The 18,344-nt window shown below is 57.9% G+C and carries 17 protein-coding genes and 3 tRNA genes; 4 read left to right on the top strand and 16 right to left on the bottom strand.

The genetic code is table 11. The features are described from left to right. The first annotated feature begins 6 nt into the window (after positions 1 to 6). The gene (locus H2Z84_RS05235) at positions 7 to 945 is read left to right on the top strand and encodes a dihydroorotate oxidase (RefSeq protein WP_181835036.1); all 939 of its coding nucleotides are present in this window, start codon (positions 7 to 9) and stop codon (positions 943 to 945) included. A gap of 57 nt (positions 946 to 1,002) precedes the next feature. Here the strand turns inward: H2Z84_RS05235 and H2Z84_RS05230 are convergent, their stop codons facing one another. The 4 genes from H2Z84_RS05230 to H2Z84_RS05215 form a co-directional block, all read right to left on the bottom strand. Next, on the bottom strand, positions 1,003 to 1,782 hold the full coding sequence (locus H2Z84_RS05230; protein ID WP_181835035.1) for a DODA-type extradiol aromatic ring-opening family dioxygenase: 780 nt from the start codon (positions 1,780 to 1,782) through the stop codon (positions 1,003 to 1,005). Positions 1,783 to 1,919: 137 nt separating this feature from the next. Next, positions 1,920 to 2,078 carry a hypothetical protein gene (locus H2Z84_RS05225; protein ID WP_181835034.1) on the bottom strand — a complete coding sequence of 53 codons (159 nt, stop codon included), beginning with the start codon at positions 2,076 to 2,078 and terminating at the stop codon, positions 1,920 to 1,922. A gap of 209 nt (positions 2,079 to 2,287) precedes the next feature. Further along, positions 2,288 to 4,465, bottom strand: a complete 2,178-nt coding sequence (katG, locus tag H2Z84_RS05220) for a catalase/peroxidase HPI (protein WP_181835033.1) — start codon at positions 4,463 to 4,465, stop codon at positions 2,288 to 2,290. Between the two features lie 511 nt (positions 4,466 to 4,976). Further along, the gene (locus H2Z84_RS05215; RefSeq protein ID WP_181835032.1) at positions 4,977 to 5,972 is read right to left on the bottom strand and encodes a recombination-associated protein RdgC; all 996 of its coding nucleotides are present in this window, start codon (positions 5,970 to 5,972) and stop codon (positions 4,977 to 4,979) included. Between the two features lie 93 nt (positions 5,973 to 6,065). On the opposite strand from H2Z84_RS05215, the gene H2Z84_RS05210 reads away from it, so the two are divergent. The 3 genes from H2Z84_RS05210 (at position 6,066) to H2Z84_RS05200 (ending at position 6,436) form a co-directional block, all read left to right on the top strand. Then, positions 6,066 to 6,142, top strand: a tRNA-Pro gene (locus tag H2Z84_RS05210). Positions 6,143 to 6,222: 80 nt separating this feature from the next. Continuing rightward, positions 6,223 to 6,299 (top strand) — tRNA-Pro (locus H2Z84_RS05205). Between the two features lie 61 nt (positions 6,300 to 6,360). Continuing rightward, positions 6,361 to 6,436: transfer RNA gene (locus H2Z84_RS05200), tRNA-Thr, on the top strand. Positions 6,437 to 6,664: 228 nt separating this feature from the next. Here the strand turns inward: H2Z84_RS05200 and H2Z84_RS05195 are convergent. The 12 genes from H2Z84_RS05195 to H2Z84_RS05140 all read right to left on the bottom strand — a co-directional run bounded on the left by H2Z84_RS05195 (position 6,665) and on the right by H2Z84_RS05140 (position 18,303). Beyond that, positions 6,665 to 7,075 (bottom strand): hypothetical protein, encoded by a 411-nt coding sequence (locus H2Z84_RS05195; protein WP_181835031.1) that lies wholly within the window; start codon positions 7,073 to 7,075, stop codon positions 6,665 to 6,667. Continuing rightward, positions 7,072 to 7,422 carry a hypothetical protein gene (locus H2Z84_RS05190; RefSeq protein ID WP_181835030.1) on the bottom strand — a complete coding sequence of 117 codons (351 nt, stop codon included), beginning with the start codon at positions 7,420 to 7,422 and terminating at the stop codon, positions 7,072 to 7,074. Before H2Z84_RS05190 ends, H2Z84_RS05195 begins: the two co-directional genes overlap by 4 nt. 2 nt (positions 7,423 to 7,424) lie before the next feature. Continuing rightward, positions 7,425 to 7,913, bottom strand: coding sequence for a hypothetical protein (locus tag H2Z84_RS05185; RefSeq protein ID WP_181835029.1), 489 nt, complete (start codon positions 7,911 to 7,913; stop codon positions 7,425 to 7,427). A gap of 8 nt (positions 7,914 to 7,921) precedes the next feature. After that, the gene (locus H2Z84_RS05180) at positions 7,922 to 8,092 is read right to left on the bottom strand and encodes a hypothetical protein (RefSeq protein ID WP_181835028.1); all 171 of its coding nucleotides are present in this window, start codon (positions 8,090 to 8,092) and stop codon (positions 7,922 to 7,924) included. Continuing rightward, complete coding sequence (locus tag H2Z84_RS05175) at positions 8,089 to 8,445, bottom strand: prealbumin-like fold domain-containing protein (RefSeq protein ID WP_181835027.1); 357 nt, start codon at positions 8,443 to 8,445, stop codon at positions 8,089 to 8,091. The genes H2Z84_RS05180 and H2Z84_RS05175 overlap by 4 nt, the downstream gene beginning before the upstream one ends. 84 nt (positions 8,446 to 8,529) lie before the next feature. Beyond that, positions 8,530 to 9,216, bottom strand: coding sequence for a hypothetical protein (locus tag H2Z84_RS05170; protein WP_181835026.1), 687 nt, complete (start codon positions 9,214 to 9,216; stop codon positions 8,530 to 8,532). Positions 9,217 to 9,228: 12 nt separating this feature from the next. Further along, positions 9,229 to 10,638, bottom strand: a complete 1,410-nt coding sequence (locus H2Z84_RS05165; protein WP_181835025.1) for a hypothetical protein — start codon at positions 10,636 to 10,638, stop codon at positions 9,229 to 9,231. Then, complete coding sequence (locus tag H2Z84_RS05160) at positions 10,616 to 10,948, bottom strand: hypothetical protein (protein ID WP_181835024.1); 333 nt, start codon at positions 10,946 to 10,948, stop codon at positions 10,616 to 10,618. The genes H2Z84_RS05165 and H2Z84_RS05160 overlap by 23 nt, the downstream gene beginning before the upstream one ends. Further along, positions 10,945 to 11,334: a hypothetical protein gene (locus H2Z84_RS05155; RefSeq protein WP_181835023.1), complete on the bottom strand. Its 390-nt coding sequence runs from the start codon at positions 11,332 to 11,334 to the stop codon at positions 10,945 to 10,947. Before H2Z84_RS05155 ends, H2Z84_RS05160 begins: the two co-directional genes overlap by 4 nt. Positions 11,335 to 11,336: 2 nt before the next feature. Then, positions 11,337 to 13,565 (bottom strand): Ig-like domain-containing protein, encoded by a 2,229-nt coding sequence (locus H2Z84_RS05150; protein WP_181835022.1) that lies wholly within the window; start codon positions 13,563 to 13,565, stop codon positions 11,337 to 11,339. Position 13,566: 1 nt separating this feature from the next. Beyond that, complete coding sequence (locus tag H2Z84_RS05145) at positions 13,567 to 14,088, bottom strand: hypothetical protein (protein ID WP_181835021.1); 522 nt, start codon at positions 14,086 to 14,088, stop codon at positions 13,567 to 13,569. 3 nt (positions 14,089 to 14,091) lie between these two features. Beyond that, complete coding sequence (locus tag H2Z84_RS05140; RefSeq protein WP_181835020.1) at positions 14,092 to 18,303, bottom strand: tape measure protein; 4,212 nt, start codon at positions 18,301 to 18,303, stop codon at positions 14,092 to 14,094. Positions 18,304 to 18,344: the final 41 nt, after the last annotated feature.

Genomic DNA, 18,344 nt, shown 5'->3' with positions numbered 1-18,344 from the left:
CAAGGCATGTATGTAGACCTGTCTGTCTCCTGGCTTGGTCTTGCCATGGCCAATCCTCTGTATAACGCCTCGGGTGTTATGTGTCGTAGCGTGGCCGAACTGGAGCAAGTACGCACCTCGGCCGCGGGCGCGGTGATCACCAAGAGCTGTACGCCGCAGCCGCGTGTGGGTAATCCGGAGCCGCGCTATTGTGCAACGCCGCTGGGCAGTATCAATTCCATGGGGCTCCCCAACGCGGGCTATCACTATTACCGTGACTATGCGCGCAGCTATCCCTACGCCGCAGGCAAACCGCTGTTTCTGTCACTTTCCGGCATGACGCTGGACGAGAATCTGGACATGCTGCGTGATCTGGCTGCCGCAGAGCTACCCTGTTTGCCGGAAGTCAATCTGTCCTGCCCCAATCTGCCGGGCAAGCCACAGCTTGGTTACGATTTTCAAGCTTGCCGCGAGGCCCTGACACAGATTGCGCGTGTTTATCCCGGCGATTTTGGCGTTAAGTTGCCGCCGTATTTCGACCCGGTGCATTTTGCCCAGATGGCTGAGGTGCTCAACACTTTTCCCACCTTGCGCTTTGTTACCTGCATCAATTCCATTGGCAATGGTCTGGTGATTGATGTCGAGCATGAAAGCGTCGTGATCAAGCCCAAGGACGGACTGGGTGGCCTGGGCGGCAGCTATGTACTGCCGACGGCGCTGGCCAATGTGCGCGAGTTTTACCGCCTGCTGCCTGGCAAGCATGTGGTGGGCTGTGGCGGTATCAATAGTGGCCGGGAGGCCTTCATGCATATCCTGGCCGGGGCAACGGTGGTGCAGATTGGCACCTGCCTGTATGAGGAAGGCGAGGGGGCGTTTGCGCGTATTCTGGATGAGCTGCGGCAGCTGATGGCACAGAAGGGTTATCAATGCCTGGATGACTTCCGTGGCAAATTGAAAACCCTGTGAGCTGAGAAGCGGACTTGGACAGTAACAGGGCCATCTTGAAGATGGCCCTGTTACATTTCAGTCGAAGCGCCAGCAGGCCATGGATAGTGAGCCCATGCGCCAGTCATCGTGCAACTTGTGTGGTGGTGTGTCATCGGATGCCGCCCCCATGGCCACCAGCAAGGGATTGAAATGCTCGTCGCTGGGGTGGTTTTCCCGTGCATGGGGGGCCAGCTGCTTCCAGTTGAGAATGTCCTGTGGTCGGTTATGGCTTAAGGCATCGTCCATCCAGTGGGCAAAATCCTCTGCCCAGGATGCTGGTGCACTACCATCGCGGCCGAGCTGCCACAGATTATGGGTATAGCTGCCAGAGCCAATGATCATCACATTGTCGTCGCGCAGTGCCCGCAGTGCCCGGCCCATCTGGTAATAGGTGTCAGCCGTCGCGGTATGGGGTAGTGACACCATCACCAGCGGAATATCTGCCTGCGGGTACATCAGCATCAGCGGTGTCCACATGCCGTGGTCCAGGCCGCGCTGATCGGTGCTGCCTACACGCAGGCCGGATTGGCGCAGCAGATCCATTACCTCTGCCGCCAGGGTCAGATCAGTAGTGGCGGGATAGCGCAGGGTGTAAAGAATGGGCGGAAAGCCGCCAAAGTCGTATAGCGTGCCTGGTTTCTCGGCCAGATTGACCATGGGCAGCGTGCTTTCCCAGTGCGCAGACAGCACCACGATAGCCCGTGGGCGGGTAAGCTGCTGGCCAAGCTGCTGCAAAAAGTCGCGGGTAGGACTGTGTTCGATGGGGAGCGTCGGGGCACCGTGAGAAATAAACAGGGCGGGTTGTCGTGTGGTCATGGTGGTATTGCCTGCATTGATTGCCATGTGAACAGCTTAACCAGCTTTTCCCGTCAAAAAAACCGTGAATTTCTCACTATATTGTTTACTAATAGTAAATAAATGTCTGGCTCCAGCGTGGATGTGCCGTGCCTAGCTTAAGCCGGGCGACTGGCCACCGGCTGCTTATCAATATTGCTGTGTCCTGCTGGCTGCAATATCAAGGCCCAGCCTGCGCAGACGATGGCAAGGCCCACCAGTCGACGTGCCATCAGGGGAAGGCGGCTACGTGGTAATGCGGTGTGCTGTTGTTTCATGTCGTTCTCCCATTGAATGATCTCATTCTAATGAGAATAATTCGCAAGTAAAATTAATCTTTTAAAATTGTCGATTTGTTTTGACAATGATTGGCGGGAGTCGAGGCTTAGGGGCGGGGTCGAGGGAGTGTGTGGTAAGAAAAACCGGACAGCATGTGCTGTCCGGTTGATTTGGTCTGCTGTGACAGCGCTGGTAAGCGCCAGGTCGATTAGTTCAGATCAAAGCGATCTGCATTCATTACCTTGGTCCAGGCCGCCACGAAGTCCTTCACAAACTTCTCGCGACCATCGTCCTGGGCATAGACCTCGGCGTAGGCACGCAGCACCGAGTTGGAGCCGAATACCAGATCGACGCGGCTTGCCGTCCACTTGGTGGCACCGCTCTGGCGATCGCGCAGCTCGTAAAGATTGTGCGCGGTCGGTTTCCAGGTATTGGCCATATCAGTCAGATTGACAAAGAAGTCATTCGTCAGCTGGCCAACGCGGTCGGTGAACACGCCATGAGCGCTGCCGCCGTGGTTGGTGCCCAGCACCCGCAGGCCGCCGATCAAAGCGGTCATTTCCGGGGCGGTCAGGCGCATCAGTTGGGCGCGGTCCAGCAGCAGTTCTTCGGCGCTGACCGTGTAGTCCTTCTTGAGCCAGTTGCGGAAGCCGTCGGCCACCGGTTCCAGCACGTCGAACGATGCCGCATCGGTCTGCTCGGCCGTGGCGTCACCACGACCCGGCGCAAACGGCACGGCGATGTCGAAGCCAGCGGCCTTGGCCGCCGCTTCCACCCCCACGTTGCCGGCCAGCACAATCACGTCAGCCACGCTGATGCCGAACTTCGCAGCGATCGGCTCGAGCACCGACAGCACACGCGCCAGGCGAGCCGGCTCGTTGCCTTCCCAGTCTTTTTGCGGGGCCAGGCGGATGCGGGCACCGTTGGCACCACCGCGCTTGTCCGAGCCACGGAAAGTACGGGCGCTGTCCCAGGCGGTGCTGACCAGATCGGCCGTACTCAGGCTGGTGGCGGCGATGGCAGCCTTGACGGCGGCCACATCGTAGTCACTGCGGCCAGCCGGCACCGGGTCTTGCCAGATCAGGTCTTCCTGCGGCACATCGGGGCCGATGTAGCGGGTCTTGGGGCCCAGATCGCGGTGGGTCAGCTTGAACCAGGCGCGGGCGAACACCTCGGTGAAGTAGGCCGGGTCCTTGTAGAAACGCTCCGAGATCGCACGGTAGGCCGGGTCCATCTTCATGGCCATGTCGGCATCGGTCATGATCAGGCGGGTGCGCTGGGAGGCATCGTTCTCGACGTCGGCCGGGTACTCATCGTCCTTGGCATCGATCGGCTCCCACTGCCATGCGCCGGCCGGGCTCTTGCGGAGCTCCCACTCGTGGTTGAGCAGTATGTCGAAGTAGCCGTTGTCCCATTGGGTCGGGTGGGTGGTCCAGGCGCCTTCCAGGCCGCTAGTGACCGCATCGCGGCCAATGCCACGGCTGCTGTGGTTCATCCAGCCGAGGCCCTGCTCGTGCAGATCCGCGCCCTCAGGAGCCGGGCCCAGCTTGGCGGCATCGCCATTGCCGTGGGTTTTGCCCACGGTGTGGCCGCCAGCGGTCAGTGCGACGGTTTCTTCATCGTCCATGGCCATGCGGGCGAAGGTAACGCGCACGTCGTGGGCGGTCTTGAGCGGATCGGGCTTGCCATCCACGCCTTCCGGGTTCACATAAATCAGGCCCATCATGACGGCGGCCAGCGGGTTGTCCAGATCGCGCTCGCCCGAGTAACGGCTGTTGGGGCCGCCACTGGGTTCCAGCCATTGCTTTTCGGAACCCCAGTAGATGTCCTTCTCAGGGGCCCAGATGTCTTCACGGCCGAAGGCGAAGCCAAAGGTCTTCAGGCCCATCGATTCATAAGCCATGTTGCCGGCCAGGATCATCAGATCGGCCCAGCTCAGGCGGTTGCCGTATTTGCGCTTGATCGGCCACAGCAGGCGGCGTGCCTTGTCGAGGTTGCCGTTGTCCGGCCAGGAGTTCAGAGGGGCAAAGCGCTGGTTGCCCGTGCCTGCACCGCCGCGGCCGTCGGCGATGCGGTAGGTGCCGGCCGAGTGCCAGGCCATGCGGATCATCAGGCCGCCGTAGTGGCCCCAGTCAGCCGGCCACCAGGGCTGGCTGTCGGTCATCAAGGCCTTGAGATCACGCTTGAGGGCTTCGACGTCAAGCTTTTGCACTTCTTCACGGTAGCTGAAGCCCTCGCCCAAGGGCTGGGTCTTGCTGTCGTGCTGGTGCAGGATGTCCAGATTCAGGGATTTGGGCCACCAGTCCATATTGGACATGGTTGCCTGGGTCATCCCGCCATGCATGACTGGGCACTTGCCTGCAGAACTTGCGTTATTGTTCGCCATCACTTGCTCCTGTTGCGTGGGGTGTGGACTGTTGCGGGCAGGTTTCCCGTCAACAGATAGGGTTTTCAAGAATCCAGTGCAAGGGGTAGCGCTGTTTGCACTTTCAAGGCAAGCTCAAGCTCATCGTAGCCAGAGACATTGCACCTGATCGTTCTATTGCAAGCCTGCAAATGCGGCCAGCATGTCGAGCAGGATTTCCTGCCATGTCTGATTGTTTTGCATGACGTTCTCCCTGTGTACTGGATTGATAGCTTAATTTGTACTGCATCACCTGTTCTTTGTTACTGGGATAATTCCTTAATCTCGATAAGAAATTTCCTATCAGGTGCTTGGGCTGCGAAGTGGGTCGCCAAGTTCAAGCCTTCACTACCCAGTCAGTAACAGGGTGATGTGCTTAGTATGGTAATGATTGATAGATTTGTTAAATTGATTGTTGTTAATTGATTGTTAGATTTGTGCTATCAAAAAAAAAGAGCCCGCAGGCTCTTGGTCAATCCGAATGGGTGGGGTCTCAGTCCCAAGGCAGTTTCTCATCGCTGCCATTTGCCGCTGGCACCGCAATTTGTCCTGTCGGCGCTGGTGTAGAGACAGTCTCAGGCGATGCCTGGCTGTCTTCCAATCCACCCAATGCTTCAATCAAGGCTTCCACCAATTCACCCAGTTCTTCGCTCATCAGGGTGAAGGTGGCTTCAAACAGGCTTTCCCTGTCATCACCTGCCTGGCTGGCTTCTTCCTGCAGAACATCCAGAAACTGGATGCGCTTGAGTTGCAGGGTATCGGTCAGCATAAAGCGGACCTTCTCTTGCCAGATCAGACCCACGCGGGTTACCTGCTTGCCGGTTGCGATATGCTGGCGGATTTCATCTGCGGTCAGATCCATGCGCGTGCAACGAATGACTGCGCCATTCTCACTGCCATCTTTCAATTCGCAGTCGGCATCCAGTTCGAAGCCATAAGGCGCTTCACCAGCCGCCAGCCAGTCGGTCATGGCCGTATGCGGGGCCAGCTTGGTGCGGGGCAGGGCCGCCGGGAAGGGGGGGAGGGCCTCGCGCAGTTTGGAAACCAGTGATTCGGCCTTACTGGCCGTACCTGAATCGACCATCATCCAGCCGCGGCGGCAATCCAGATAAGCCGTTGTACGGTGAGTACGTACGAAGGCTCGTGGTAGCAGATCGTCGGTAACCTGCTCCTTCAGCGCCAGCTTCTCCTTACGGCCAACCTTGCGCAGCTCCTTCTCTTCGATCTCTTGCACCTTCTGCTCGACAAAATCGCGGATCACGCCAGCGGGCAATACCTTGTCTTCCCGTTTGAGTGACAGCAGCTGACAATCGCGGGCGGTGAACACCGGACTATCCAGGTGTGAAGCCGGTGCTACCCAGCCCTCACCGAACCAATCCAGCCCTCCACAATGCTGAAAGGGGCTTTTCTCCAGCGCAGCGGCTAGCTTGTCGGTTTCGTGGATAGATTCGGAAGTCAGACGATAAAAAGATAGTTGCTTAAACCACATAATTGTTCCATAATGCGCGTCCTCTGATGCCGCTGATTGTAACCCGGAAACGGGCCGCGCAGCAGACAACAGATTGCAGATATTAGTGGGAAGCGGAGTGTAGCTTAGCCTGGTAGAGCGCTACGTTCGGGACGTAGAGGCCGGAGGTTCGAATCCTCTCACTCCGACCAAAAATATTGCAAAAGTATTGTGAAATACTTGGATTTGAGTTAAATTGCTGTTCTCGCGCTGATGCACGAAAACACAAAATCGGAGTGTAGCTTAGCCTGGTAGAGCGCTACGTTCGGGACGTAGAGGCCGGAGGTTCGAATCCTCTCACTCCGACCAGATTCAAAAAAGCCTTGAATTTCTTCATAAGAGACTCAAGGCTTTTTTACCAAGTTGGTTCGCCGGTATAGCTCAGTTGGTAGAGCAGCGCATTCGTAATGCGAAGGTCGGGGGTTCGACTCCTCTTACCGGCACCATATAAAACAAAGGGTTACAGTGATTTTTCCTGTAACCCTTTTTAATTTTTCCTGTTGTGTAACCACCATGTAAGCAAATTTGGGCAATGTGCATCGCCGTTTTCTCTATTTGTAACCGCGCAGATTCTTTTGCACACTTTCGCACACGCTTTTGCACTGAGTCATCGGCGGTACAAATGCAAAAGAGCCTGCAAAAGCAGGCTCTAAACATGGTGTGGCATTTGTCGATCAGGCATCAGAGGGAAATGGTGGCCTAGTCGGGAGCTTCATTGAGGAGTCAAACGCTGTGGCGCGGATGATCTCCCTCAGGTCATTACGATACTCGGCCCACTCCGATGGCACCTGAATGGACTTCTCATAGCAGCGCAGTACCGTTCTGTCAGACGCATCCAGCTCAATCTGTGCCTGCTGGCGCAGGTTATAAAAGACCATGGCATCTTCAGTATCCGGCTCTCGGATACTTCCAAAATCCCCAGCGACAGCCCGCGCAAACAGCTCCCGACCATGTTCTGTCGTGTCATCAGGAGCGGCCGTAAATGGCACGTCCCCCAGCGAGTTGAAACTTACGGTCATCGTGACTGCCGAGCGCGCCTCATTCGCCCACTGCAGATCAGTTACCGCCGTATATTCAAGCTTCATGCGACTCTCTGCGCTAAAAAAATAGTGAAGTTACCCGGTGCTGCGATCAGGGAATGCATTGCCCTCCAACTGCCCACAGCAGATACCCCCACAACCGAATAGACCACGGACCCCTGTGAGACAGACTGCGACGAGCCAGAGGTGTAGAACTGCGCATAATACAGCTTGGCCCCGGAGTAGATGGTTCCCGCTGCAATGGGGGTATTCGCGTTGGAATAGAACATCAACGCAAACGAGCCTATTTGCCCCGCACCACAATCCGTCGCCAGCTTATTGGTGAATAGGCTTTTTATATCACTACCTATTGCCGTAAAAGCAGACGCAATGCGTGAAGACAGCGAAGGCATGTTCAGCTCTTAGCGGCAGTGTACGCAGCCAGAAAGTCGGTTGTCGGATCACCTATCCCCAGATTTGTACACGCCTGGAGCTGCTGGGCAGCCGTCAGCGACTGGGCATCGGTAAAGCTGAGCCGGTTGCCGACTGCTATCAGCAAGTTAGCCAGCGCCGTATCGTCGCTCCCCAGCTTGGCCTCAATCTCCAGCAGCGTGTCGTAGGCAGAGGAAGCACCACCCAGAATCTGGTTCTTCAGGTCTGCCATTAATGTAGTGATTTTGCTGGATGAGAACGTCGAGCCAGCACTGACTGAGGCATCATTGATCGCCGCGCCAGACGAAGAGCCTGCCGCCTGGGCCAACTGCAGCACCTCGTTGATCGCTGCGACTAGACTGGCTTTGGCCGTGGTATTCAGGGCATCCAAGTTGCCCTGTGCCGCCTTTAGTACCTTGATGTCAGCCGCGATGCTTTGGGCGAGTACGGTGATTCTACTTTCGAGGGACATTGCCACTCCTAGAGTTTTGCAATTTGATAAATAAGGTCGAGGTCTACATCGAATCCAGCATCACCGGGTGGTCCTGGTGGTCCCTGCCGGGCCATCTCGACGATGGTTTCACGCTCGGTAACAACCACTTCCAGCACCTCTCTTACCGGGGATGGAGTCAGTTCAATCACCTCGTTCATGCCAGTACTCCAGGACGTACTTCGAAGCGGCCAGTCATAAAGGGATCAACCCTGCGCGGCTCGGAGCCTGGCCACTTCACCCGCAGATCAAAAACTGCATTACGCCAGGTATAGGCGCGGGTGATGTCCTCCTCGATGCGAAGGCTGATGGCATTGCCGATCACCGTGACGCCTGCATTGTCGGTAGTGAGATGAATCAGGACCGCGTTGCTATCCGTGCTGGCCTTGGCGACCAGTTCGAACTCGGCCCCAGTCAGATCAACGGGCTGGCCACCCGCAAGCCATTCCCAGGTATGCAGGAAAGTGCAGCCCTGGACGATGGTTAGCGGATCTTTACGGACATAGGGGAGCAAAGTGGCCTCTCAAAACAAAACACCGGACATTGAGTGCCAAGTGTCCGGTGTTTCTGCTGTGGAGGAACGGGGGAAGGGGTTCGGTTAACCCGCTGCGATCCGTACCTCATTCACGATGTACGCCACGCAGTTCATACTGTCCAGGAACGCATCAAAGTGCCATGTAACAAGGCCACCCGTCCCCATGGTCGGCCAGTTCACTGCACTGCCATCCTTCATTTTCCAGCGGCCTGCGGTACCACCAATCTGGACTGGATTGCCACCATTGCGCACCAGCGTGACCCGGAAACGGTCACCGGGGAAAATCGACACAGGGGACAGCATCAGAAAGACCGGGTCCGGGCTATCGTATGCGCTGATATCAATGGATTGGGCTGGCCAGTCAATCTGCAGATTGGACTGATACATGCCGGCACCGACATATTGCGGATAGCCCATTGCAGCCTGCAACATGGCGGCAGTCACCGTCACAAACACCCGGCACGGTACAGCGTCCCAGCTGATGGAATTTTGGTCTACCCAGTTGCCGGCCAGCATGACTGGCTCGGCCCCACGGATGATCTGATCTTCCGATACCCGCAGCTCAATGATTTCGCGCTGACTACCGTCAATGGCTTCAATCGCTACGCGCATCGCAGTATGCCCCACCAGCATTTCCCTGGTCGGGCTGGCATTCGGCCACACTGCAGCCACAAAGTTACTAGCGTTGCCAAATGCCTGCTGATCCAGCCCCGCCAGCGTGACATCAGAGTTATTAAACATCGAAAACATACAAATCTCCCGTTAAACCCAGCACAGCTGCTCTGCAAGCGAACTGCCGGCAGCTGGAACACTGACCGCAATTTGCCCGGTAACTGGGTGTTTACTGGCATAGATAAACTCAAACTTATGCCCCTGCTGAAACGCCAACCGCTGGGCATCGCTGAGGCTCCCCTGGTTCAGCTTCTGACCGGTCACGACATCGACAAGCTGCCATTTTGCGGACTCACTATCCGACCATGCAGCAACCAGCAGATCTCGCCCCACTACATAACACCCCATCCACACAACAGCATTGTCCCCATCATTTAGCGGGCCACCGCCAAGCAGTGGCTGTCCATTGGCATCAGCATCAACACCGCCAGCGCTCATGACAACCCAGCTATCCCAGATATCCTTATCCCACACCGCACTGATGACCTCAGTACCCCCAAACGCGATCCGTGTCGTCACCCGTCGATGCGCCTTATTGCTGATACGGACAGACCAGAGCTTGGTTTCAAGATAAGAATAAGGAGAGCATGCAAAGTCCTGGGTCAACACGCTGCGCGCCTCACAGGTAATTGGCTGCGGCTCTTCACCCCGGTAGGCATAGCCGACGATGCGGCTAAAGGTATGGTCGTGTGGATAGTAGGCAGCCACATTAGTCGCCATCGGCTGGAGCGCCAGGCGGTTTGACGTCATGCCGTATTGCGCATCATAGGAACGGGCGGGCAGCGTATAGTCCCGCAGCTCAAGGCCACCGCCCTCTACAGGAGCAGCCTGGGTTACTGTAAAGCCATCAAACTGCGTGGGAATGCTGCTCGTATTCGGCAGCTCTGCCAAGGATATCTGTGGCGTGCCACCGACTGGCCAACTCACAGTCATTTCAAAAAAACGGCACTCTGCATACCACAGCTTCATACCGATGTTATCGCCACCCAAGGCCGTGCTGGCCGCAAACACGGCACGGTGGCCAGCGACGTCTAGCAGCTTCCAGAATGGCAGCTCATTGATTGCAGAAATGCCGGTCACGCTATGTATTTTCTGAGATGGCCAGATAGTCCACCAGATGGCTTTAATGGCACCGCCAGGAATGGTGATCGCCAGATTCCGGTTAGTACCAAAACTCATGAATACGGCAGCATCACCACGATAGCCAGGCTCATTCATCAGCTGCTGGCCATACAGCTGCCCACCGGCAACGATGGCATAAGGCAACCAGTAGCGGCCTGCAGCCTGCTCAGCAGCGGCATCGGGATCAACACTAGCGACAAAGCCCGGCACTGATACGGCATAGCAGAAACCCGTCCCAGGGAAAGCATAGCCATCCTGCTGCAGGCCGTTGGCCATGCTGACCGTGCCGTTTTTACACAGCCCATGTGTGGCATGGCCAAGCCGGTTAATCTGCAGCGGCAGCGGGCCGCTGAGGTCAGGAGGCGGTAGGCTGGACATAGTTAAACACCACCTCCCGGCCAGATTTATCTTTCATCACAACGCTCTTGATTGGCTGGTATGCGATCTGCAGCAGCCCATCCGAGGTGACAGCTTGTACGGTCGGCCAGTAGCTTCTGGACTGCTCAGTCAGCGGCGAGTCAATCCCGCCACCGCTTGTTGTACTAGCCGACTGAGTGGCTGTTCCTGTTGCCGTGGCACTGGGAATCCCGCCACGCGCCGGCAGTGCCGGCAACCGCTTTGATGAGGTAGCCGGCTGCTTCAGTGCCCTGCCGATAGTCTGGGCATCTTGCTCAGTCATGCCGCTCATAGTGCTACCTCTTTCACTTCGGTACTGGTGATCGTCAGGCCGCCATGGCTGCCCGTTGTGATGTGGGAGCAATCTACTTGCAGCCAGATCGCTACCAAGTCATCCAGCTGGGCAGGCAAGGCAATGTCTGCACCTGGTACTGCGCTGCTGAGATCCACTTGGCTCAGCGCCAAGCGGAATGCGCTGGGCTGGACATCACCGGTTGAGACGACCGATAAGCGGATCGGCTGGCCATCCGTCGACATCGTCCGCATGCCGGCAGCAGGACCAACATACAGCCGCTGCTGGAGCGGACTGGCAAGGGCATCGTTAATGCCGGCTAGCGCCAGCTGGGTGACTGGCTGGGTCCGGGCGGCGTCGTAATACAGTGCAAAAGTGAGCGCCATGGCTACCTCAGTTCAAAAGGGTCAACCGGTATGGCCACACTGATCTCATAGGACATCGGGCGGTCAATCGGGTCAGTCATATAGGGGTGGATAGCATTGGTGGTTAGCGCGACAGAGCGCGGATATTGCGAAGTCGTGTCACCCGTCGCCCCCGTGGTCCAGGATGTGCCCGCAATCAGGTTACCTCGGCCTTCCCAAGCACTAGGCACCGGCACCGTGGCCGACTGCGAAAGATTGGCCGCGCCGGTAATAACTGGACTCTGAAGCGGTTCATCCTGGGCGGTGCCGACACCGACCAGCGCACTGATCGCCAGCTCGATGTCCGTCTCGGCCCGGCCGCTGTCGATGGTGTAGCGCTCGACAAACCGGGCAACTTTGCCAATAGCGTGCAGGTCGGCAGAATCAACCTGCAGGCGCTGCGGCAAGTCCAGCGTCGCACTGGCCACGGTGGTGAATGTCACCCGGCTGGCGCGGTGGCTGGCCAGGATCTGGCGACGAGCCTTCGCCGCCAGGCAGACAAGGGCAGCATCAATATCGGCGCGGGAAACCGTCGGCAGACTGGTGTAGTCGGTGCTGGTCTTGATGACCGGCTCGACCTTTAAGTCCTTTTCCCAGGCATCGGCATTAAAGCTGCTCGTAGCATCCACGGCAGCCGTCGCCCCTTGGGTTTTACGGGTGCCGAGTGCTGCGACAGAGTCCGGCGCGGACACCGTGACACGCCAGCGCTCAGTCACAGGCTGTGCAATACGACGATGCAGCCATAGCGTTGCCGACTCACAGCGTGGGTCCAGTTCTACCGCGCCCGTGTACTCGTTCTTGAAGATCAACACTTCAACGACATCAGCGGCCGGGCCGGGGGCACCATTGATCACATTGCCATTGCGGTCGATATAGCCAACGACGGAGCTACCTTGTTTCGGAGAGGTGTATGTCGTCTTGTCGACGATCCAGCCGCTCTGGCTGGCAGCCGATTCAAACAGTGACCGCTCCGGGAGAATAAAAGCATGGCCATTGCGACCGAGAACAAGCTCCGGGTAGGAAATGCCCATGGACCATTGGTATATGGTTTCGGCCAAATGCAGGCGCGGGTAGCGGTATTCCAGGGTGCAATCGGTGCTTGCCACTTTTTCACTTGTCGCCGACGATACTGCCCCTTCATTCGCCTCATCAGCCGTGGCCACGGTGAACGACGTTCCCCAAGCCTCCCACGTCCAACTGCTTGTAACAGTGATATGCGGAGTATGGATGCCGGGGGCCAGCGCATACGGCGGCTGTACTGCAAAATAGCCCGTACCTGACGCCGTGGTCACCACGCTCTGACCACCGATAGCCAGGGTGACCGTTGCACCTGGTTCAACCGTTCCACCGATCAATGGTCGGGTATTGGCGGTCAGATTATCGGTCGCAGACTTGCCGGTATCGTTTGCACTGTCGTGGATCAGGCCGCAAATGCTGGTCGTCGAAACCGCACCCAGCCCGACCTGGTCATTTGTCACCAGGTTGGTGACATCGCTCAGCGCTACCGGCCGGACCTCGAGCGAACCATCCTTGATATCGTCGTCAGTCACCGTCGCAGCCTGGCCAGATCCGGCCCAGTTGGTCAGCCGTGGATTACCATAGGCATCCAGATCAAAGCTGCCTGCAACGGTTTCCAGTCGGCCTTCGGCATACTGCAGACTGTTTGCTGCCTCACTGCCGACATGATCGGACCAGTAGCCACCGAGCATAGCTGCAAGGGCTGAGCGGCTAGATTGTGCTAGCAGCTCATGGCGGTTATCGGTACCGTGCAGGGTGACGCGGCCAGCTTCAAGATCAAACTGCGGCAGGGAGACTTTGCCGGTAAAGCGCCGCACCCACGCACCACCGATCATCGGCTGGACATCAATCACCAGGCTTTGCCCACCAAAGCTGGCCAGGCTATCTCCGGCCGCAAGACTCAGCACCACCGATGCAATACGCGCTGCGCCTTCCTCCGCTTCAATTTCCAGCTCTCCCTCGACCCGGCCGGACAGATCAACACCGCCCACCAGCACCCGGACATCCCAGCCTTCTGCCGGCAGTGATACCGGCAGCACAGCCAGGCTGATCGGGGTAGAAAGCGATCCGGTCGGTAGCGTCGACACGTCCAGCGTAATCGGTACCGACAGTTTGCTGGCACCCGGCTGTGGCGTACCGCCGCCAGCGGAATAGGCATTGATTGGTGCGCTATTGATGGCAGAGCCGTTGATCATCTCAAGCCTCTTCCAGCATCAGCGACCAGGTGTAATTCAGGCTGCGCGGGTCGCCCTGGTCGCTGACGGCGGTCAGATAACCGGTCAGGCGAGGCCAGTACCAGCAGACGTAGCTGTCCGCATTGGCGACTGGGTTGAGCGTCAGCACCGTGCCGGCCAGCACTGCATGCGTCGGCACCAGTTCGCCATTGACCACGGCAAAGCCCCTCGGCGGGATGTCCTGACGGAGTGCCGGCAGGGTAAACAGCGGCAGATGGCTTTGCAGCGCACGGGCGGTCACGCAGTCCAGGGTATGCACGGCCGTCTGATCAATGCCCGCAAAAGGCATGACATTCCAGCCGCTGCCGGACAGGACGGTTTTAACCTTGGTCCAGTGGCTCTGCATCCGGGCCTTACCGGTGCGGGCCCGGAACAGCTGGCGGCCACCGAGCTGTTCATAGGTCTGGTTCACTTTCAGACCGGCCCGGATTGGAATGACCTGGCCATCCAGTGCAAAAAACTGTGCATATCGATTTGCATTCATGGTTTATTTGCCGAATTTGAGGTTGTGTTTTAACGCGGCATCGCGCAGCTGTTTAACGGATGCATCCGGGGCCTGCACGGTGATGGGGTCGGCTGCACCAGGTAGCCAGATGTTGAGTGGGCTACTGGACTGGCCAATGGCAGCGCTGCTGGTACTCGCCTGCAGGGATGGCATGGCCGACATCGCCCGGCTCACTGCCGGCAGTTGGCCCACGACACCGCCCGTGGCAAAGCGCGGGAGACGCATCTGATTGATGGCATGAAGCAGATCCGGCCCGTAGTAGCTGGTAGCCGCTGCACGGACCACGAATTCGCCATTGCTCAAGCGGCTTAGGATGCTGTCCGAGGTGCCGGTACCTGGGCCAGAAATGGCACCACCATCGGCGTGGGACTGGATGTCGGGCAGGCCGACTTGCCGACGGGCCGCCGCAAGATTAGTCGCTGCATCGCTGCCGCCGATGTAGTTCACCGGTACCTTGATAGGATTGGCTTTGGCAACCAGCTGGGCACTATCCAGAAACTGGTTCAGGTCAGCTGTCGCAGTTTTCTTATCAACTTCGGCCGGTATCGTTGCCGCTGCTGCTTTCTTGTCACTGCTTCCAGCAGTGGATGGCCCTGGTGTCAGTTCCGAGGTTGGACGGTCTGGCAGACCAATTGCCTGGCGCGCATCCTGCAGCAGCTTTCCATCGGGGCCGACTAGCGCAGTGGCAATCTTGACTGGATGAGCCTGGGCCGCCTGCTGAATGCGGTTGATCATGCTTTCCATATCCTGGACGGCCTGCTTATCATTGAAGCTCACCGATATATCCAGTTTCTGGATGGCTGCGGCAGCGGCTTTCAGTGCTTCCATCTTTTCCATTGCTGCTTGCAAGGAAGATTTTGCGGTTTTTTCTGCGCCGGCATCCAGACTGTCCTGGGCGCGGCCAGCCTGGTCATTGAACAGCTTGAATTCGCCTTCAGTGATCTTGCCGCCGCTACGCAGTTGATTGATGACATCCATCACTCGGCCGAAAGCTGTTTCAGCAGCGGCTGCATCGCGGGTGGCCTTTTGGAAGTCGCCATCAAGGCCAGTGGTATTGGCTGTCTTCTGGCTATCCTGCGCTGCCCGCGCCAGTGCCTGAGCTTTCTGCAGGCTGTCGTAATAGTCGGTAACGCCTTGTGGTTCAGTGGCCTTTGTCGCAGGGTCTACCGCTTTATTGTTGGCCCAGGCGTCCTGATGTTTCTGGCGTGCAGCAACAGCTGCTTGGAGTTGCTCATTGGCTTTGTCATATAGCTTTTGCTCTCTGGCCAGCGCGACAGCGAGGGTCTCAAGTTGGCCATTCTTGATGGCCTTGATCTGGTTGCTGTAGCCGGTTTCCAGCTTGAGGCGCTGCGCCTCATAATCATCCAGCGCCTTGATGGCTTTTTTATAGGTAATCGCCTCAGCCAGATATTTTTGGTACTCCGGGTCTTTATCAGAATCACCACCTGCCCGAGTGATGTTCCGCGCCTGCTGGACTGCTTGGTCAAACTGGATTTTGTGAGCACGATCCAGATTCTCACGGTAGCTTTTGAGCTGGGCGCTGCTTGAACTGGCCAGCTCACTGGCTGTCATGATTCGTGTGACTGCGCCGGTACCGGTACCACCATCCTGCTTCACACCCTCTCGCTCAAGCCGATTAATTTCCTCCAGTGTTTGACGCTTCTGCTCAAGAGCGTCTATTTCCATCTTATAGAGATCAATGGTATTGCTGATTATTGGTTCAAGCGCCTTATAAGACGCATAGGCCACTGTTCCAAACACCGTAAAACGGGCAATCAATGCAGCTACCCCAGTCAGCGACACTGATGAGGTAAGGGCTACCTCAGATGTCATGCCCATCCAAGCCTTTTTTGCGACATTGGCAGCGGCACTCCAGGCTGCGCCGGACTGCATTGCTGCAGTCTCAGCTGCTTTTGCTCCTTCTACAGCAACACCGGTACCTGCAGCAGCTGGAACAGCTTTAGCCAGACGATAGGTTTCTGTGACGCCTTGTGCATAGGTCGCCCCCTCGATCACACCGCTAGCAACCTTTGTCAGGGTAGATGCCGGCTGTGCCGCCTTGGCCGCTGCCGTCGCCTTGCGGACACTGCCTTTGCCAACCACGGTATCAATGATGTCGCCCACTGTCTGGGCTTCTTTCAGTGTCCGCAGTGCGGTAGCAGCTTTGGTAGCAGCAGTGGCAAAGGTCACCAGATCCGTGGCCAGGCCAGCAAACAGTTTCTTGGCAGCCAGGGCACCATAAACCGCAGCCACAGCAATGATGGCATCGTGATGCGCGGTGATGAACTTGGCGGTACCGATGGCGATCTTGCCCAGGGCCTGCAGCGCGTCTGCAATGTCGTGTGCGATCTGGGACAGTTCGCCGGTTTCCTTCATCTTCTGCAGGGCAGTCGTCAACTGGGTGATGCTGTCTTTGGCGAATTGCAGCAGCCCGGCCTGGCCGATGCTGTCCAGGAACTCCTGCCACAAGTCGGTGGCATTGGACACGATGCCATTCCAGGTCTGCATCTGCGAAGCCGCTACACCGGCTGCATCGTTCTCCATGGCCTGCATCAGCGCGGTGATGGCATCTCGGCCGAGCTGGCCGTTCTCGGATAGCTTCATCAGCTCGGCAGCCGACTTGTTCATGGCCTTGGACAGCAGATCCCACACCGGCACGCCAGCCTCGTTGAGCTGCATGATCTCCTCGCCCTGCAGCTTCTGCTTGGTCCATGCCTGGCCCAGCGCCAGGGTGATGCGCTCCAGCATTTCCTGACTGCCGCCCAGCTTTGCCGCCTGGTCGATGATGGCTTGCATACTGCCAGCCGTCGGGTCCAGCCCGTAGTTGCGCAGCCGGATATAGGTCTGGGTCAGGTTGGTGACCTGGAACGGGGTATTGACTGCCTGCTGCTTGATGTAGGCAAAGGCTTCACCGCCTTTGTTAGCCGACTTTTCAACGGCGTTTAACTGGGTACGCAGGGTTTCAAACTGGCCAGCCGTGGACAGGATGCTGCGGGTCAGCGCCAGCGCAGCATTGAGCGACACCACAGCACTGGCCATGGCGACCAGCTTGCCGGCACCTGTCATCAGGAAGCTGCTGGCGGGCATCGTGCCTTGCAGCTCTTGGCGGAGGGCAGCAATCCGGGCCTTGGTGGCCGTGGCTGCCCTGGACAACTCAGCCATACTGATAGCTGGGTTTTGGGTCAGGCGGGAGAAGGCTGCCGACACCTGCTGGATTTCCCGCTGGATGTCGGTCTGGGAGCGGATGCCCAGGACATCGCGGGCAGCGCTGGTACGCTGGGCTTGTCTGATTGGTGCCGCAGGCGCTGTAAACAGCTTGACCTCCTCAGCACCACCGCGCAGTTCCTGGCGCAGGGAGGCAATCCGGGCCTTGGTTGCGGCAGCTGCTCGGTCCAGCTCATTATGCGAAACCGTGCCGGTCGCTGCGAGGCGGTCATACGCTGCCTGCACCTGGTTAATTTCGCGGGTGATATCCAGTTCGGAGCGGATGCCCAGGACATCGCGGGCGGCACCAGTACGGCGCACCTGGTTGACGGCCGCCGATGGGGCGGTAAACAGTTTGACCTCTTCAGCACCACCCCGCAGCTCCTGGCGCAGGGCGGCAATCCGGGCCTTGGTCGCAGCAGCCGCCCGGTCCAACTCGTTATGCGAGACCGTACCGGTGGCAGCAAGGCGATCATAAGCTGCCTGCACCAGGTTAATTTCGCGGGTGACATCCAGCTCGGAACGGATGCCCAGGACATCCCGGGCAGCATTGGTGCGGCGGTTCTGGATGACGCTTGCAGATGCTTTTGCAATGGCCGTGGCCATTTTGTCCTGCTCTGCTGCCAGATTGCGGGTATCGACACCGGCCGCAGCCAGCGCCTGGCGCATCGAGACAACGGCAGCTACCTGGCCACGCATAGCAGCCTCGGTCTTGTTGATGGCTGCTTCGGTTTGGGCCAGCTGCTGGTTTTGCTGCAGGGTTCCGCCACTGTCTCCCAGCGCTTTGCGCACCTGTTCTGCCGTGGTCTTCAGTTTGACCAGGGCGGTACCAGTACTGTCTGCGTCTTCCTTCGCTTGCTTGAATAGGCTGATCTGCTTGGCTTTGTCGGCCATGCCCTTGAGTGCCTGGCCATAGATGGTTTCCGCCTTGGTCACCGCAGTGACAAAGTCGGAGCTATTGGCCTTGATCAGGTATTCCAGGGTTTTCATGTGGCGTTTCGGCTATTCAGATCATCAATGACGGCGGCAAA

Origin of the sequence: Aquitalea aquatica (genome assembly GCF_013911085.1) — a bacterium.
GTDB classification, from domain to species: domain Bacteria; phylum Pseudomonadota; class Gammaproteobacteria; order Burkholderiales; family Chromobacteriaceae; genus Aquitalea; species Aquitalea aquatica.
The sequence above is the reverse complement of the archived record's forward strand: the minus strand, read 5'-3'. Positions and strand labels throughout refer to the sequence as shown.

Excerpts from the sequence above, each read along its gene's own strand:
- H2Z84_RS05235 (WP_181835036.1), top strand. The coding sequence starts at position 7 with ATGTATGTAGACCTGTCTGTCTCCTGGCTTGGTCTTGCCATGGCCAAT.
- H2Z84_RS05195 (WP_181835031.1), bottom strand. The coding sequence starts at position 7,075 with ATGAAGCTTGAATATACGGCGGTAACTGATCTGCAGTGGGCGAATGAG.
- H2Z84_RS05180 (WP_181835028.1), bottom strand. The coding sequence starts at position 8,092 with ATGAACGAGGTGATTGAACTGACTCCATCCCCGGTAAGAGAGGTGCTG.
- H2Z84_RS05155 (WP_181835023.1), bottom strand. The coding sequence starts at position 11,334 with ATGGCGCTCACTTTTGCACTGTATTACGACGCCGCCCGGACCCAGCCA.
- H2Z84_RS05215 (WP_181835032.1), bottom strand. The coding sequence starts at position 5,972 with ATGTGGTTTAAGCAACTATCTTTTTATCGTCTGACTTCCGAATCTATC.
- H2Z84_RS05140 (WP_181835020.1), bottom strand. The coding sequence starts at position 18,303 with ATGAAAACCCTGGAATACCTGATCAAGGCCAATAGCTCCGACTTTGTC.
- H2Z84_RS05145 (WP_181835021.1), bottom strand. The coding sequence starts at position 14,088 with ATGAATGCAAATCGATATGCACAGTTTTTTGCACTGGATGGCCAGGTC.
- H2Z84_RS05185 (WP_181835029.1), bottom strand. The coding sequence starts at position 7,913 with ATGTCCCTCGAAAGTAGAATCACCGTACTCGCCCAAAGCATCGCGGCT.
- katG (WP_181835033.1), bottom strand. The coding sequence starts at position 4,465 with ATGGCGAACAATAACGCAAGTTCTGCAGGCAAGTGCCCAGTCATGCAT.
- H2Z84_RS05170 (WP_181835026.1), bottom strand. The coding sequence starts at position 9,216 with ATGTTTTCGATGTTTAATAACTCTGATGTCACGCTGGCGGGGCTGGAT.
- H2Z84_RS05165 (WP_181835025.1), bottom strand. The coding sequence starts at position 10,638 with ATGTCCAGCCTACCGCCTCCTGACCTCAGCGGCCCGCTGCCGCTGCAG.
- H2Z84_RS05230 (WP_181835035.1), bottom strand. The coding sequence starts at position 1,782 with ATGACCACACGACAACCCGCCCTGTTTATTTCTCACGGTGCCCCGACG.
- H2Z84_RS05150 (WP_181835022.1), bottom strand. The coding sequence starts at position 13,565 with ATGATCAACGGCTCTGCCATCAATAGCGCACCAATCAATGCCTATTCC.
- H2Z84_RS05225 (WP_181835034.1), bottom strand. The coding sequence starts at position 2,078 with ATGAAACAACAGCACACCGCATTACCACGTAGCCGCCTTCCCCTGATG.
- H2Z84_RS05190 (WP_181835030.1), bottom strand. The coding sequence starts at position 7,422 with ATGCCTTCGCTGTCTTCACGCATTGCGTCTGCTTTTACGGCAATAGGT.
- H2Z84_RS05160 (WP_181835024.1), bottom strand. The coding sequence starts at position 10,948 with ATGAGCGGCATGACTGAGCAAGATGCCCAGACTATCGGCAGGGCACTG.